Here is a 16,518-nt window from a genome sequence, read left to right as displayed (position 1 = left end):
AAAGAAAACCGTAAATAGACTATCTAAATTCTAAAAGGAGCGATTTCATGGGCAACATCTTTCTATTTTCACTGATAGTAGGTTTAGCATTAGCATTTTTACTTATCCCTTTAAAAATTAATAAAAATGCTGGAAAGGCAAAACAGGGATTCTCAATTTTTACCGCCATTCTTTTAATCATTGCTGTCTTTAGCTTCTATTATACAAGCAATCTTGACAGGAACTTAACCTCGTTATGGCCTGCTCTCATCATCATTACTGCCCTGGGAGCAGCCGCTTCCACTGGCATAGAACGGAAAATCAAGGCTCTTTTATTCGCAGGAAGTCTATTGATGGGAATTTATTTTCTCACTGCGTTTCTCTTTAATGCAGATGATAAATACGATGTTGCAAAAATGAATGAAAAGGTGGAAATCCAAACTTTTGATGAAAAAGAAACACCTGCTAGTGTACCACCTCAATTTGCACGTAACAAAATGAGAAAAGCATTCGGCCAAGTCCCAAACACTAGCTATTATGAACTCGGAAATCTGCAAATTCAAAAGATTGATGGCAAATATGTGTATATAGCCCCGGTGGAATTTTCGGGATTTTTTAAATGGTGGAATGGAGAAAAGACTCCAGGTTACTTTACGATTAGTGCAACCGATTCCTCAGCTAATCCCAAATTTCTGAAAGAAGAAATGGTCTACACCCCTTCTTCCTTTTTTAACAAAAATATTGAACGTTTTATGCGCTTAAAATATCCAAACCATATCTTTTATGGAGATGTTCAACTAGAGATTGATGAAGCTGGAAAACCATTTTACATCCGCTCATTCGGAAAGTTTGTTTCTGCCCGCAACGGATTCAGTGTGAAAGGCATTGTTATGGTGGATCCAAAGAATGGTAAAGCAAAGTCTTATAACCTAGCCGATATTCCAAAATTTATTGACGGTGCCGTTTCACCTGAAGTGGTAAGTTTGCAAAATAGCTACTTCGGTAATTATGTTCATGGATTTTGGAATAGCAAATTTGGAAAATCCGATGTAAAACTCCCTTCCGACCAAGGAACAGAGGCCAATGTTAGCCCGATTTTTGATGAAAACGGAGAAATGTTTTATTTTACCGATTTCACGAGTCCAAAAGAAGGCGTCGATTCTATGTTGGGATACTCTCTAACGGATTCAAGAACCGGAAAAGCGACGTACTATACCGGCAACCAGCAGGAATCCTATATGGATTCACAGGGAGCATTGCAAATTATCGAAAAGAAATTTATCGAAAAAAAATGGTATGGAAAAATGCCGGTTCTCTATAATTTTTATGGGGAAGCTAGTTGGCTGTCACCTGTCCTTGATTCAAATGGCTTTTTGCAAAATTACTTCATTGTATCGGCAGCCAATCCGGAAATTTCCGTGTATGCCAATACACCAAATGAGGCTTTAAAACAATATAAAACTGCACTCCAAAGAGGAGGAAGTTCTGTAAAAGGAAGCTCCAAAGCTGATGAGAAAAAAACAACTGGTACGGTGGTGCGTGTTTATAAAGAAAAATCTGGCGAGTATACTAACGTCAACTTCTTACTAGATAACCACCAAAGCTATACGATTTCCTCTGAAAATAGTCCGAACGCCATCTACTTACAAGAAGGCGACAAAGTGAAGATAAATTACTTGGAAACAGGAGAAGATTTCTTACCAGCAAAGAAAATCGTCATAGAGGGTTTGGAATAAACACGGAAAGCGGCGGCGGCTTGGTCAACCCCGACAAGCGCTGAAGGTCCATCTATGAAGTCGCTCTTTGACTTTAACAAATGGAGCGAAGCGTCTCGAGGGGTTAGCCGCTGCAGCTAGACAAAACGAAAAGCGAAAGCGCGCCGGGTAAGCTTCAATTGATAATCGCTAAATATTGGTAGGGAAAATAATGCTAACAGGCTCACTAAAATAATATGCCGTTCTCTTTTAAGGTACCCGAATAGGAAAAAGTGGTTAAAAAAACAACCATAAATGCAGTTTTAGGAAGATTATGTTTATATGATTAGTATTGGTTTTCTTCATCTACCGGGTCCGGCTTGTTTAACCAGAAGTACCGAGGCAATTTATTATATATTCCGACATCCGTTCCGTTATTTTTACAAAAAGTGTTGTTTTGTTAGGCTAACCGGACAGGATTCCTTATTTGTTGATAAGTGAGCATTATTCATTTGTTTTCATGTAAATAAGATATACCATGTCCGCTAAAGTAGAAAAAAGGCGAATAAATCAAAAATAAAGTCACTTAAGTCCGCTAAATGCACTAACTTATTTAGGGAACTTCAAAAGAAGTTCCCAATTTTTATTAATTTTGATAAGGATGTATTGGTGTATCAAATCACATACCACATACCACATAGCAATAATCCCCAAAACTGGATTACCCTCTCCTTATTTCCATGATTGAATATCCAATTATTGATTTCTAGTAAATGAACTCGGATAGATGAGAACGCCTAGGATAATGTCAGTTAGCAAGGCTGCAGATAAGATCATAAATTCAATTAACAGGTGAAACCGGACTGCTTGGACTGGATCAGCCTCGGTGATGTTTTGTGCCAGTCATCATGCTTGGTAGTCGGACAAGGCCGATGGTTCTTTGACCTTCAATCGCTGGAATGAGGCTTGACGAATCGATTGTTTTAAGATGGGGGCAATAGACTGTTTCATGACAATACTAGCAATACTTCCTCTTTTCTCATTTCTAACTCCCCTTTTAAACAATTTAAGAAGAGGTTTGCAATCACCATCGTGTTTCCGATGATCATCCCGCTAATCGAGATGATGTATGGTGGGGTTGCCGGTACAATCTGTAATTCTAATAAAAATCATTGGGTAATGAAATCATTAAACGTAATGGTTAAGAAAATTTTCTAAAAAACATGTTGGCAAACCTTTGCCTTGTTTCGATGCACTTTTAGCTTCAACAATAACCATAATCATTAGCATTAACATCACTATAACTCGGTTATCCAAACCAAAAACCATCTTCAAAATATACCCAACAATAAATAGTTGTATGGTCGCACAAATACTGGTCATGATCAAATCGCGCCCGTGTCCTAGCTAGAATCCCTGTGATAACAAAAATGGAAGAATGACAAACGCAAAACTTAATAGAATCGCAAATAAGCTCATTTGTAGCCTCGTGTGAATCTAGTGAATCTAGGGAAGTTGTGACCCCATCTAGTAACAAAACAGATGGCTCATTAACTAGTGTTCTTGCCAGTGAAAATCTCTGTTTCTGCCCCCCAAATGCTCTTTAGCCTCAAGAGATAAAAGTTTCACTGAAAGACCAACATATTCCATGTATTATTGGGGTTTTCCAATGTCTTACCTTGCAATTCTGCATCTCCCTTAAACAGGTAGCGTTATTTTCTTTGTCAGAAAATCTAACAGGTTTGTTGAAATGATTTTTTATCCTCTTTATACTTAACCTAACAACAGCATAAAGGGTTCTTTTATTAAAAATAGAGAACGATAAATGCTTTCTAGGGTTCCGTTTAAAGTATTATACACTTTAAAGACTGGTCCAAGAGAGAGCGTACAGCAACTGCTGTATACACGGAGGGAAAAAAGCCCGGGAGAATTTTTTGATAAAATTCTTCCGGGCTTTTTTCTATCTGATCATAATATTTGAAAAGGGTGAAAATTATGGACAAACAACCCACCTTAGTCAAATCACTAAAACTACATCAGGTGGTCTTTATGGGGCTTGCATGGATGACACCGATGATCTTTTTTACGGTTTATGGTGTAGCACATCAAGCAGCAAGCGGAATGATGGCAGCCGCTTATGCCATTGCTTTTATCGCCATCTTCTTTACAGCCTATAGTTACAGCCACATGGTAAAGGCTTATCCGATTTCAGGGTCTGCTTATACATATACGAAAAAAGCAATCCACCCGAAAGCAGGCTTTCTGGTTGGATGGGCGCTTCTTTTGGATTATCTCTTCTCCCCTATTATTGCCATTCTAACATTTGGGATTTTCATGAATACGGAATTTCCTGCAGTTCCAATATTTGTATGGATAATTATTATGAATATCGTTCTCGCAATCGTCAATATCGTTGGCATAAAGTCAGTTGCCCAAGTAAGCGGTGTGTCTGTATTGTTTCAAATAGGTTTTATCCTTGTTTTTTGTATACTGATTGCAATAGATATTTTGACTGGTGACACGAGTGCAAATTCATTATTTTCTTTGACTCCTTTCTTCGGAGATAACGTTTCACTTGGCGCGGTATTTTCTGGAGCAGCACTAATATGTTTTTGTTTTCTCGGCTTTGATGCAGTGACAACGATGTCGGAAGAGACAATTGATGCTAAAAGGACGATTCCTAAAGCAATTTTTCTGATTGTTTTGATAGCTGCTACTATGTATATTGCGATTTCATATTTAACACAAATTGCCTATCCTAATTTCACTTTTACGAATCCAGATAATGCAGCTTACAGCCTCGTGCAACTCGTTGGTGACAACTTACTTAGCTCGATCTTTATCACGGTACTGATGTTCGCAACCTTTACACAAGGCGTTTCTTCCGTGACAAGTGTCAGCCGCTTCCTATATGCACTTGGGCGAGAAGGAATTATTTCGAAAAAACTGTTTACATCGCTTCATCCGAAATACAAAACACCTGTTGCCAACATTTTATTCATTGCTGTCATTTCAATGTCAGCCGTGTTTATTAATTTGGATACAGCCGTTATGTTTGTCAGCTTCGGCGCACTAACTGCTTTTACGTTTGTTAATCTTTCGGTAATTGCACATTACTATGTCAAATTAAAAAAACGCTCACCGATAGAAACGTTCTTATATTTGATCTTCCCTCTCATCGGTGCTGGATTTATCGGCTGGTTGCTTACCTTGCTTGACAAGCATACGCTGACAATCGGGATCATCTGGGTCGCAGCCGGCTTTATATACATTATTGCCAAAACTAAATGGTCTAAAGGAAGAACAAAAAAACTTGCGCTATCAGCCATTAAAACAATCCAATAAAAAACGTGTAAGATAATCTTACAAACTAGTTGTTTTCAATCTATTTTGACATTTATACTTAGAACAATACACCCACCAAGTAAATAAAGGTTTCCACATCTCGTTGGAAACAAAAAGCTGTCTAGGGTTCCGATTAAAGAGTAATCTTTAATGACTGGTCCGAGAGGGAGCGTACAGCAACAACTGTATACACGGAAGGATAAAAGCCTGGGAGATTTCCATCTCTCGTGCTTTTATCCTTTTTTCAATTAAAAGGAGGAAAATCTTATGAACACAATTTCAGCTTCTACTACTCTATCCAAAACTATACCTGCTGGTGGAAAATGGTCAAGCCGCATCAAAAGAGGTAAAAAATTAACCTTTACCGCATTGGAAGATGGTGCTAATGTTTCCCTACTTTTATATAACGCAAACGATACGGCAGAGCGCTATAACATGCCAGATACACTGAAAGCCCAGTATACTGCCCATCTAACAACAGGAAATGTTCTCATGAGTGATAACGGCAGAGTACTTGTCAGCTTGATTGAAGACACACTTGGCTGGCACGATACGATCTCAGGCTACGCAACACGTAGGCTTATTGATGAAAGGTACGGCAAGAGTACCTACCAAGAGCAGCGCAATGATTGGTACCGTAGCGGTGAAGAAAATTTCGCTGTTGAACTTTTCCGAAACGGATTAACCTCTCGCGACCTTGGGCCTGTCGTTAATTTATTTTCGAAAGTGTATTGCGATTCTGAGGGTGACATGCATTTTGTCTTCGGGAACGCCAAAAAGGGCGATACGATCACACTAAGAACCGAGATGGATGTCCTAATCCTTATATCCAATACACCAAACCCGCTGGATCCAAGCAGTACTTATCCATCAGTGCCTATTAAACTATCGATTACCGATGCAGAACCTATCCAGGAAGATGATATTTGTTTGAATCATCGTTCGGAAAATCGCCGTGCTTTTGAAAATACATGGGAAAACGAAATGCTCACTAAAGGAGGAACTCGATAATGGCTGTTCTAAATCATGTTGTTAGCGAACGAAAAATTGAAAATGCAATTTATAATCAAACCGTACTCGCCGGTGACGGCTGGACATACACACTTGAACCTGGTCAGGTGCTCCGAATTGTTGATTTAGGAGGAAATCAGGCAGCCGATACTCTGTTTTATGACGCCAATCAGCCTTCCAACCATTACAGTGCCGTAAACACAATTCAACGCCAAGGAAACGTTTATTTGTCAACCGGCTCCGTCCTGGTATCTGAATCTGGAAAAGAACTAGTCAAAATTGTCGCTGATACTTGCGGACGCCACGATACAATTGGCGGTGCTTGCTCCGCGCAAAGTAACACAGTGCGATATTCACACGATACGCTACCAATGCATAACTGTCGCGATACATTTATGCTGCAATTATCCAAGTACGACAGCCGCTTCACAAAACGAGATCTCGCTCCAAATGTCAATTTTTTCATGAACGTCCCGGTAACTCCAGACGGCGGTCTGACATTTGAAGACGGCGTGTCAGCACCTGGCTATTATGTAGAAATGCAGGCTGTAAATTGGACCATCGTGTTAATCAGTAATTGTCCACAACTAAACAACCCTTGTAATGCGTATAACCCTACGCCAATACAGCTATTAATCTGGAATAACTAACAAACAAAGGAGTGGTCATCATGTTTAGAAAAATATTAATCGCCAACCGCGGTGCCATCGCCGTGCGAATTGAAAGAACATTACAGCGGATCGGCATCAAATCAGTCGCTGTTTATACAAAAGCCGACCAAGACAGCCTCCACGTTGACCTTGCCGACGAAGCGATTTTGATTGGTGAAGGTGCAGCAAAAGATAGCTATTTAAATGCAGACCTTATTTTAAGGACTGCTCTTGATACCGGAGCAGATGCCATCCATCCTGGTTATGGATTTCTAAGCGAAAATGCGGCCTTTGCCCGTGCCTGCAGTGACCACGGCATCACCTTTATTGGTCCAACACCGGAACAGATGGAATTATTCGGATTAAAACACTCTGCGCGTGAGATTGCCGTAAAAGCAGGTGTCCCGCTGTTACCTGGCTCTCCTCTCATTACTGATTTAAGCATTGCCTTATCGGAAGCGGAACGGATTGGGTATCCAGTCATGCTAAAAAGTACAGCTGGAGGTGGTGGGATCGGTATGCGCGTCTGTGCGGATGAATTATCTCTTCGTGAGGCATTCGACTCCGTCTGCCGGCTTGCAGAAACCAACTTTAACAACGGTGGCGTCTTTTTAGAAAAATACATTAAAAAAGCACGGCACGTGGAAGTTCAGATTTTTGGGAACGAATATGGTGAAGTGGCGGCGCTTGGTGAGCGCGATTGTTCGATTCAACGTCGTAATCAAAAAGTGGTCGAAGAAAGTCCGGCTCCTTGCTTATCCCCTTCAGTCCGTGAAGAGATGCAGACTGCTGCGAAACGATTGGCGCTGGAGGTTGGGTATCGCAGTGCTGGTACAGTTGAATTTTTATATGATCCGGTGGCTGAACGTTTTTACTTTTTAGAAGTTAACACTCGTCTTCAAGTGGAGCATGGTGTGACGGAAGAAGTATTAAACATCGATCTAGTCGAGTGGATGGTTCGGGAAGCAGCCGGAAAACTTCGCTCCCTTGATAGCCTTTTTTCCACTCCAAAAGGTCACAGCATTCAAGCACGAATTTATGCGGAAGACTGCCTTAATGATTTCCGCCCAAGCGGTGGACAGCTGGATCAGGTTTATTTTTCCGAAAAAGCAAGAATTGAAACTTGGGTTCGCGATGGACTTACAGTTACCTCTCATTATGATCCGATGCTAGCCAAAATTATTGTTCATGCAGACAGCCGTGAGGCCGCGCTTGATCAATTAACAGCAGCACTCGAAAATACTCGTTTGTATGGTATTACAACGAATCTACAATATTTACAAGCTCTTTTGCATGAGGATGACTGTCGGTCCGGAAATGTGCACACGCAGATGCTAAAAGGATTTTCGCCAAATGAACGGGCGATTGAAGTGCTTGATGGCGGCATCCAGACAACCGTCCAAGACTATCCAGGACGCGTCGGACATTGGGATGTGGGCGTGCCTCCTTGTGGTCCGATGGATCCCTTCTCCTTCCGCATTGGTAACAAACTTCTTGGCAATAAGACTAGCGCTGCTGGTCTTGAATTAACCCTTCGCGGTGGCTCATATCTTTTTCGTGGAGATACAGTATTTTGCCTGACGGGTGCCGATATGAATGCCCAACTTGACAAAACGGATGTACCACTGTACAAAGTGATCACCGCAAAACGTGGTCAAATGTTAACATTCGGAGAAGCTGCCCAAGGGATGCGCACTTATTTCCTTGTAGCTGGAGGATTGGATATGCCGCTTCATCTCGGCAGTGCTTCTACCTTTACATTAGGCGGATTTGGTGGCCACGGCGGCCGAGCACTTCGAACAGGAGATGTTTTACAAGTAAATCCAAGCAATTCAACAACTTTAACAAAACGTGATGCGAAGAAACTTTCTTCACTGGTACTCCCGGTCAATAAGCGTCCTATATTAATGAAGGAATGGACAATCGGTGTAATACTTGGACCGCATTGTACAGCAGAATTTTTATTGCCAGACTATTTAATGCAACTGGTCGAAACAAGCTGGGAAGTGCATTTTAACAGCTCGCGAACTGGTGTCCGCTTAATTGGTCCTGCCCCACTTTGGACTCGTGAAGATGGCGGTGAAGCTGGATTGCATCCATCCAATATTCATGATAATGCTTATGCAATCGGTACACTTGATTTAACTGGTGATATGCCGATTTTACTTGGTCCGGATGGCCCGAGTCTTGGCGGTTTCGTTTGCCCGGTCACGACTGCTTCAGCTGAATTCTGGAAGATCGGCCAGCTCCATGCCGGTGACCGAATTCGTTTCCAGCTTCTAACCCTTGAAGAAGCAAATAAAATGCGTCAGGTACAGGAGCAATTTTTGGAGGCAATCGGAACTAATGGTCAAGAAATACCTGCCCTCCCTTCCTTACCAGCAGAATCAGTACAACTAGCACCCAACTATCCAATCCTTGTTCAACGTTCAGACAGTCGCTTCCCAATAACGATTCGAGCTGCGGGTGACGAACATGTGTTGATTGAATATGGTGAAATGGAGCTCGATCTCTTGCTTCGTTTTCAAGTGCATGCATTAATGGAAGCCATTAAAGACCATTCTGATATTCCGATTCTTGATTTAACACCAGGCATTCGGTCCTTACAAGTTCATATAGATTCAGCAAAAATGTCGATTTCATCCCTATGCACGATCATTGAAGCAATCGATCGGAGCCTCCCAGCGCTAGAAGAAATTGAAGTTCCATCGAGAATCGTTCGTCTCCCGCTATCTTGGGATGACCCGGCAACTCAACTTGCCATTGACCGTTATCAACAAAATGTGCGACCTGACGCACCTTGGTGCCCAAGCAATCTTGAATTTATCCGTCGTGTTAATGGTCTAAAAGATCTTGATGATGTAAAAAGAATTGTTTTTGACGCAAACTACCTTGTCCTTGGTCTCGGCGATGTATATCTCGGTGCACCTGTGGCGACCCCAATTGATCCGCGCCACCGTTTAGTGACAACAAAATATAATCCAGCCCGAACTTGGACACCAGAAAATGCTGTCGGTATTGGGGGTGCCTATATGTGCGTGTATGGCATGGAAGGTCCTGGAGGTTATCAATTTGTTGGTCGAACCGTTCAAGTTTGGAACCGTCTCCGAGAAACCGAAAGCTTTCAAGATGGTAAACCTTGGCTACTCCGTTTCTTTGACCAAATACAATTTTATCCGGTCTCTGCGGATGAATTGCTCAAGATGCGAGAAGATTTTCTGCGCGGCCGATTTGAAATTGATATTACCGAAACGACCTTTAAACTTGGTGACTATTTAGCCTTTTTGGATTCCATTAAGGATAGCGCAGATGACTTTCGAAAAACGCAGCAAGCTGCCTTTCATGCTGAACGTGAAAGCTGGCGCGAACTGGGCCTCGCAGAATATGTTTCGGAGCATGAAGTGACAGAAACAATAGAAGAAGTGTTACCAGAAGGGGTCGAAGCAGTTCGTTGTACAATGCCGGGGAGTGTTTGGAAAGTACTCGTTTCAGCTGGTGACGAAGTGAAGAAGGGCGAAACATTAATTATTGAAGAAAGCATGAAAATGGAGTTTCCGCAGGCCGCTCCATGCGATGGATTTATTGAGATGGTCTATGTATCCCCGGGTGATGAAGTCCATGCCGGGCAGTTGATTGTTTCGATTAAAAAAGAAAAAGCGAGGTGCATCGCATGAAAACAACGAACTTACCACTAAAGTTATCTATTAATGAGATTCAGGTAAAATATAAAGAAAAGGTACTGACACCAGAAGCACTTATACAAGAAATCGTTGCTCGTGCTGAAGAGGACAAAGATTTTAATATTTGGATTACCCCCCCCTCAATCGAGCACATTCAACCTTATTTGAATCAGTTGAAAAAGATGGATCCAGAGGAGAAACCGCTCTGGGGCATCCCCTTTGCCATTAAAGATAATATTGATCTAGCCGGGGTACCAACCACAGCGGGATGTGCTGAATTTGCCTACAATCCGGACGAACACGCTACCGTCGTTCATCGTCTTATTGAGGCAGGTGCGATACCCGTTGGTAAAACAAATCTCGATCAGTTCGCAACAGGACTTGTTGGAATGCGAAGCCCGTATGGCGAAACGAAGAACGCCCTTAATCCCGATTTGATTAGCGGTGGCTCAAGTTCTGGCTCTGCCGTTTCCGTTGCACGAGGATTAACAGCGTTTGCGCTCGGCACTGATACAGCAGGTTCCGGACGTGTTCCAGCTGCGCTAAATCGTCTCGTCGGTTATAAGCCAAGTCTCGGTGCATGGCCGGTTAAAGGTGTTGTTCCTGCCTGTGCTAGTTTAGATTGTGTGACTGTTTTTGCAAATGAGCTCACGGATGCGCTCCTAGTGGACCAAGTTGCACGCGGGTTTGAAGAAACAGATCCATGGTCAAGGTCGATACCACGTCGAACAAATACTCTTCCGGAAAAAATCTGTTTATTACAAGATCCACCTGAATTTTTCGGTCCATTCTCTTCTCAATATAAACTTGCCTGGGAAGCAGCAGTAGAACGCATTAAAGAACTCAATATCCCAATTGAGTATATAGATGGACGCTATTTATCTGAAGCGGCGGCCGTCCTCTATGATGGACCATGGGTTGCGGAACGCTGGGCCGATTTAGGCTCGTTCATTGAGGCAAACGAACAAACTGCTTTTCCTGTGACAGAAGCGGTATTACGATCAGGAGCAAAACCTGAATATGATGCAGTTTCAATCTTTAAAGCAATGCATACGTTACAAGCTTTTAAACAAAAAGCTCATCAACAGCTGAAAAATGCGGTTCTTGTTATGCCAACATCTGGTGGTACATGGACCCGTACAAAAGTCCGGGAAAACCCGATTCAAACAAACAGTGATATGGGATTATATACGAACCATTGTAACCTTCTTGATCTCAGTGCAGTAGCTATCCCAGCAGAGGATGCAGCCGAAAATCTCCCATTCGGGATTAGCTTGTTCTCAGGAAATGAGAATGAGCATTTAATTTCGGGTCTAGCAGAATCATTTTTACATGGTTGCCCTCCTCCTGTTAACATGGCAACCACTCTGGTCGCAGTATGCGGACTTCATATGCGTGGATATCCACTTGAAAAGCAAATGATCGAGTACGGTGCGGTGTTTATTCGAGAAGCCAAAACCGCTCCTATATACAATCTAGTGAAATTACCTTCCCAACCAGCTAAGCCTGGGTTAATACGGACGAATGCCACTGGCTCTTCGATTGAACTGGAACTATGGGAAATGCCACTTTCTGAGTTCGGACCCTTTGCAACACTCATTCCTTCCCCTCTAGGAATTGGAAAAATCGAATTGGAGGATGGCACAAAAGTTCCCGGGTTTGTCTGTGAGGCAGCAGCTGCAGAATCGGCTGAAGATATTTCTAGTTTAGGTGGCTGGCGATACCTATAAAGAAATAAAAGAGATAGATAATCTATGAAAATAGAGTGCACCCAATTATTAAGCTGGGGCACCCTATTTTTGTGTACGATTGAATAGGGTTAGCTTTTTTTGAGAGTAAGATGATATTTGTCAGTGTATCGATAAAATGAATTTTTTAATTGAATTTTCAAAAAAAATAAAAAATTCCACAATGATTGTGGAATTCTATCTGCTGCAGTCCGGTTTTTTGGACTAATGCCGTTTCAAAGTATATAGTTTTCCTGGTCAGCAGCTTTCTAGTTATTTTTGTTTAAAAGATTTTTTATGGAATTCCTCATGATATTTAAATAATGCTTCACCAGATGCTGGAATACTTTCATCCTTCCATAGGTCCATAACAATCGCCTGATACTCCATTTGTGATGCTCCTTCACACAATATTGTTTTACTAACCATCAATGCTTTAATAATGAAATAATATGCTTTTTAACTTTCATAAATTGGTTTACATCTACAAGTTCTCCATTCTTAAACAAATGAAGGTCCGCATTAATTTCCTCTTTTATTTTTCCAGGCCTTGCCTCCATGACATAGATCCGTTGCGATAGGAAAATTGATTCATCAATATCATGAGTGATAAATACAATCGTTGTTTTTTCTTTTTTCCAAATATCTAGAAGTAGCTGCTGCATCGATTGCTTGGTTTGCGCATCGAGGGCTCCAAACGGTTCATCCATTAACAATACTTCAGGACTATTCGCAAGTGACCGAGCGATTGCGACCCGTTGCTTCATACCACCTGATAACTCTTTTCCATATGAATTGGCAAACCGTTCCAGACCAACTAATACTAAATATTTATCGGATATTTCCTTGCACTCCTTGGCCTTTAATTTCTTAAGTTTAAGCCCGAATTCAATGTTTTCGCGGACTGTCAGCCACGGAAATAGGGTATAGGATTGGAAGACCATTCCCCGTTTGACACTGGGGCCAAGCACCGCTTCCCCTGCTACTTTTACACTTCCAGATGTAGCATCTTCTAAACCAGCCAAGATCCGTAAGATCGTAGATTTTCCGCATCCGGAGGGTCCAAGAATGGAGACAAATTCTTCATTTTTCACATAAAGTGATACGTCGTCTAAGGCTTGAAAGATCCCATTTTTGGATTTATACACCTTCGATAACCCATTTATCTCTATTTCAATTTGGGATTGTTCGATTTCAAATTGAGATTTTAGAACGTTCAACATTTAGTTTCCTCCTTCCACCCAAGGAAATATTTTTTTGTTGGCAACAGCAAAGCCTCTATCAATAATTAACCCAAGCAGTCCAATCACAATAATCCCAACAAATATCGACTCAGTATCTAAAAAGCGTTGGGCCTTCATAATTGTGTACCCAAGACCACTATTAGCAGCAACTAATTCTGAAACGACTAAATATGTCCAAGCCCATCCCATAATCATGCGCATTGTAGTCATCAATTTGGGTAGCATGGCCGGTATGATCACGCGATTGATGACCTGGCGACGATTAGCTCCAAGAGTGTAAGAGGCAGATAGGAGGTCCTTACTGATTCGATAAGTGTCATCGGTTACCATCAGAACAAGTTGGAAAAAGCAACCAATGAAAATGACTAAAATCTTGGCCGTTTCTCCGATCCCAGCCCAAACCATAATCAAGGGAATAAAGGCTGCTGCCGGCATGTATCTAATAAATTCAGAGATCGGTAATATAAATGATTCAGCGAATTTAAAGGTCCCAGCCAATATTCCAAGTGGAATTCCGATGGCACATGCCAGTAAAAAGCCCATAAACACTCGGTAGACACTGATACCAATTTGATTCCAAAAATCCAAACTTGCAAGTGATTGGAATAAAGAAAACAACACATCAATTGGAGTTGGAAGAAATACTTCGTCTACTAGCTTTAAAAAACTAAGGACATTCCAGGTAATCAGGAGTAACAAAAAGGCAATGGTTACACCAATAAAATACCATTTTTTAGGTATTTCTTCACGAATAGATATTAATACTCGCATCGTTTTATTTCTTTTTATCTGCACCATTCATTTCACCCTTTTCTATTTATTTTGTTTAATTTCATTTTCAATATAGGATGTGTCGACAAAATCCTTAAAGTCAGGAACGTCTTTGATATATTCGAGTCTCTTTAAAAATTCCGCATTTTTCTCGGCAGTGTAGTAAAAAGAGTCGTAGCTATTTCCCGTTTTAAAAGCAGCTAGATTTTCATCAGGTGTAAACACCCTAAATCCTTGCAGTCCTACCTCTAATTCTTCCTCTGAAATCCCTGCTTTTTTGGCTATAATTTTGACCGCTTCATCATGGTTATTTGCTAAATAATCAACGGCATCGAACCAAGCCGCAACTACTTTTTGGAGCTCATCCTTTTTCTCCTTTGAGGCTCCTTCACTAACCGCAAAAACGTCAGATATTAAGCCAGGGTATTCCGCAGATGTGACCAATTTATGGGTATTGCCCTTCTGAACGGATTTGCTTAAAAAAGGTTCCCATAATCCCGCTGCATCTAATTTTCCAGCAATTAAAGCATTTCCAGCATCGGGGACAGCCATATTTGTAAACTCAACGTCAGATTCCTGTAGACCTGCGTCTTCAAGGGCAGTTAGCATAAAGAAATGTTCAATCGTACCTATTTCCGTTCCGATTCTCTTCCCTTTTAAATCCTTTATGGACTTAATTTGATCCTCGGCAACTAATCCATCTCCACCTTCAGAATTATCGGTGATAAAAACAGTTTTCAAATTGATTCCTTTATCTAAAGGAGAGATTGTATCAAGAAGTGCTTGGCTGTTTCCATCGATTTGCCCCGCATTTAATGCCGACAGAGAATCCGCATAAACTGGAAACCAAACTAATTCCACATCTACATCATGTTTTTTAAAAAATCCCTTTTCCTCAACAAGATGCCATAAATACCAACTAGGTAAAGCACTAAACCCAATTTTGATTGTTTCTGTTTTTTTGTCCTCACTATTTGATACCTTGTCAGTTGATTTACCACATGCTGTCAGGAGTAATACTCCGACTAAAAGAATAGCCAATAACGTATGTTTCTTCTTCATCAAATCCACCTCAATCATATAATTTTTAGTAATTGTTGCTTTAACAAAAAAAGGATAAAAGACTAGGAGAGTAGTATCTCCCAGGCTTTTATCCTTCCGTGTATATAGAAAAGGTTTCTTGATCCATTTCTATACGCTCTCTCTCGGACCAGACTTATTAACTGGGTAAAATACCACTCCTTTTTCGGACCAGTCAATAACGGAACCCTAGACAGCTAGTTGCTCCCACCTAAACATATTGGGGAGCCTTTATTTTTATTGAATTAACCCTAATTTATTCATAGTGTAATATGAAAAAGAATCCTAAACAACTAGTTTGTAAGATAATCTGACATCATTTTTTCAGATAAAATAAAATATTTGTTTATACAAGAAATTGATTTAATCCAAATTCTTACTGACTACTGCAAGGCTAATATTGTTCCCAGCAACAAACGGAGAGCCTGAAAAAACATCACATTGCTTTCACTAATATTAAGCCGCGTGTGCATGACTTAATCTTTCGCTTCCTCAGGAAGTTGATATCTGGGTTTGGTGGAGTTTCTCCAAAGGTCATTATTTGTGGTTTTTCTGTCCCAAATACCGCTAAACAGTGAAAAAACACGATGAAAAAACTTTTCATCGTGTTTTGTTAAAGCTTTTATTTTAGTCCTCAGAATATTTCTGAAGTTCATTCACCGTAACAAATGTGTATCCATCCTCTGTTAAGGATTTTAAAATTCCTTCAATGGCTTTTAGCTCATCACCAGTTTGATCGTACATGGGATGTAGTAAAATAATCGAACCTGGTTTCACATTTTTTCTTACATAATTCACTTTTTTAGATACAGAAGAATAGAAGGTATCTGGCTCAAGATTCCAGGTAATCGTATCTAAATGATGACTCTTTAAATATAAAGGTAGAGCAACTAGTTTCTTACCATTAGGTGGACGAAAATCTATTTCTCCCTGATAACCTGTTTTAAGAATTTCTTTATTTGTTTTTTCAATTTCCCGCTTAATATATATGGGACTTTTAAATATCATTCGCTCATGATTATAAGTATGATTTCCAATTTGATGTCCTGATTCTACAATTTTTCGACCTAGCTTGGGATTTTGTTTTAACTCATTACCTATAAGAAAAAAGGTTGCCTTCGCGTTATATTTATCTAACACAGGCAATATCTTATCTACGTTTTTTGTTGGACCATCATCGAAGGTTAATGCAACAACCTTTTCATTAGTGTTAACGTGATTAGTAATTCCTCCAAATATTTGGTGTGTTCGTGAATTCATTAATTTATAGATTCCAAATAATAATAGGAGAAATAATGCGAGTATCAACAGTAAAATATGTATTCTTTTTTTCATCG

The 16,518-nt window shown here is 40.6% G+C and carries 12 protein-coding genes, 2 pseudogenes and 3 riboswitches; of the genes and pseudogenes, 6 read left to right on the top strand and 8 right to left on the bottom strand.

All coding sequences use genetic code 11. The features are described 5' to 3' along the window. Nucleotides 1-47 precede the first annotated feature (47 nt). On the top strand, nucleotides 48-1,715 hold the full coding sequence (locus tag B1NLA3E_RS10545) for a YrzE family protein (RefSeq protein ID WP_015593829.1): 1,668 nt from the start codon (nucleotides 48-50) through the stop codon (nucleotides 1,713-1,715). An 835-nt stretch (nucleotides 1,716-2,550) separates the two neighbouring features. On the opposite strand, the gene B1NLA3E_RS25815 is transcribed toward B1NLA3E_RS10545, so the two are convergent. The 3 genes and pseudogenes from B1NLA3E_RS25815 to B1NLA3E_RS25805 all read right to left on the bottom strand — a co-directional run. Then, complete coding sequence (locus B1NLA3E_RS25815; protein WP_268870673.1) at nucleotides 2,551-2,625, bottom strand: hypothetical protein; 75 nt, start codon at nucleotides 2,623-2,625, stop codon at nucleotides 2,551-2,553. A 55-nt stretch (nucleotides 2,626-2,680) separates the two neighbouring features. After that, nucleotides 2,681-2,764, bottom strand: a complete 84-nt coding sequence (locus B1NLA3E_RS25810) for a hypothetical protein (protein ID WP_268870672.1) — start codon at nucleotides 2,762-2,764, stop codon at nucleotides 2,681-2,683. A 97-nt stretch (nucleotides 2,765-2,861) separates the two neighbouring features. Continuing rightward, a pseudogene (locus B1NLA3E_RS25805) lies at nucleotides 2,862-3,068 on the bottom strand (ABC transporter permease); the annotation flags it as partial. A gap of 426 nt (nucleotides 3,069-3,494) precedes the next feature. After that, nucleotides 3,495-3,603: riboswitch (guanidine-I (ykkC/yxkD leader) on the top strand. 65 nt (nucleotides 3,604-3,668) lie between these two features. On the opposite strand from B1NLA3E_RS25805, the gene B1NLA3E_RS10535 reads away from it, so the two are divergent. From B1NLA3E_RS10535 to atzF, 5 genes are all read left to right on the top strand, one after another. After that, nucleotides 3,669-5,018: an amino acid permease gene (locus tag B1NLA3E_RS10535; RefSeq protein ID WP_041580454.1), complete on the top strand. Its 1,350-nt coding sequence runs from the start codon at nucleotides 3,669-3,671 to the stop codon at nucleotides 5,016-5,018. A gap of 110 nt (nucleotides 5,019-5,128) precedes the next feature. After that, nucleotides 5,129-5,234, top strand: a riboswitch (guanidine-I (ykkC/yxkD leader). 51 nt (nucleotides 5,235-5,285) lie between these two features. Beyond that, on the top strand, nucleotides 5,286-6,029 hold the full coding sequence (locus B1NLA3E_RS10530; RefSeq protein ID WP_015593826.1) for an urea amidolyase associated protein UAAP1: 744 nt from the start codon (nucleotides 5,286-5,288) through the stop codon (nucleotides 6,027-6,029). Next, a complete protein-coding gene (locus tag B1NLA3E_RS10525; RefSeq protein ID WP_015593825.1) occupies nucleotides 6,029-6,679 on the top strand; it encodes an urea amidolyase associated protein UAAP2 in 651 nt (216 codons plus the stop codon). The genes B1NLA3E_RS10530 and B1NLA3E_RS10525 overlap by 1 nt, the downstream gene beginning before the upstream one ends. 20 nt (nucleotides 6,680-6,699) lie before the next feature. Then, nucleotides 6,700-10,353: an urea carboxylase gene (uca, locus tag B1NLA3E_RS10520; protein ID WP_015593824.1), complete on the top strand. Its 3,654-nt coding sequence runs from the start codon at nucleotides 6,700-6,702 to the stop codon at nucleotides 10,351-10,353. Continuing rightward, the gene (gene atzF / locus B1NLA3E_RS10515) at nucleotides 10,350-12,089 is read left to right on the top strand and encodes an allophanate hydrolase (protein WP_015593823.1); all 1,740 of its coding nucleotides are present in this window, start codon (nucleotides 10,350-10,352) and stop codon (nucleotides 12,087-12,089) included. Before uca ends, atzF begins: the two co-directional genes overlap by 4 nt. 425 nt (nucleotides 12,090-12,514) lie before the next feature. Here the strand turns inward: atzF and B1NLA3E_RS10510 are convergent, their stop codons facing one another. The 5 genes and pseudogenes from B1NLA3E_RS10510 to B1NLA3E_RS10495 all read right to left on the bottom strand — a co-directional run bounded on the left by B1NLA3E_RS10510 (nucleotide 12,515) and on the right by B1NLA3E_RS10495 (nucleotide 16,516). Continuing rightward, nucleotides 12,515-13,309, bottom strand: coding sequence for an ABC transporter ATP-binding protein (locus B1NLA3E_RS10510; protein WP_015593822.1), 795 nt, complete (start codon nucleotides 13,307-13,309; stop codon nucleotides 12,515-12,517). Beyond that, a complete protein-coding gene (locus B1NLA3E_RS10505; RefSeq protein WP_015593821.1) occupies nucleotides 13,310-14,128 on the bottom strand; it encodes an ABC transporter permease in 819 nt (272 codons plus the stop codon). Nucleotides 14,129-14,143: 15 nt separating this feature from the next. Further along, a complete protein-coding gene (locus B1NLA3E_RS10500) occupies nucleotides 14,144-15,163 on the bottom strand; it encodes an ABC transporter substrate-binding protein (protein ID WP_015593820.1) in 1,020 nt (339 codons plus the stop codon). A gap of 75 nt (nucleotides 15,164-15,238) precedes the next feature. Beyond that, nucleotides 15,239-15,385: riboswitch (guanidine-I (ykkC/yxkD leader) on the bottom strand. Between the two features lie 168 nt (nucleotides 15,386-15,553). Beyond that, nucleotides 15,554-15,746, bottom strand: a pseudogene (locus B1NLA3E_RS25625) (VOC family protein); the annotation flags it as partial. Nucleotides 15,747-15,808: 62 nt separating this feature from the next. After that, complete coding sequence (locus B1NLA3E_RS10495) at nucleotides 15,809-16,516, bottom strand: polysaccharide deacetylase family protein (protein WP_015593819.1); 708 nt, start codon at nucleotides 16,514-16,516, stop codon at nucleotides 15,809-15,811. Nucleotides 16,517-16,518: the final 2 nt, after the last annotated feature.

This window comes from Bacillus sp. 1NLA3E (assembly GCF_000242895.2).
Lineage (GTDB): Bacteria > Bacillota > Bacilli > Bacillales > Cytobacillaceae > Bacillus_BU.
This window is presented reverse-complemented; position numbering and strand designations above follow the sequence as displayed.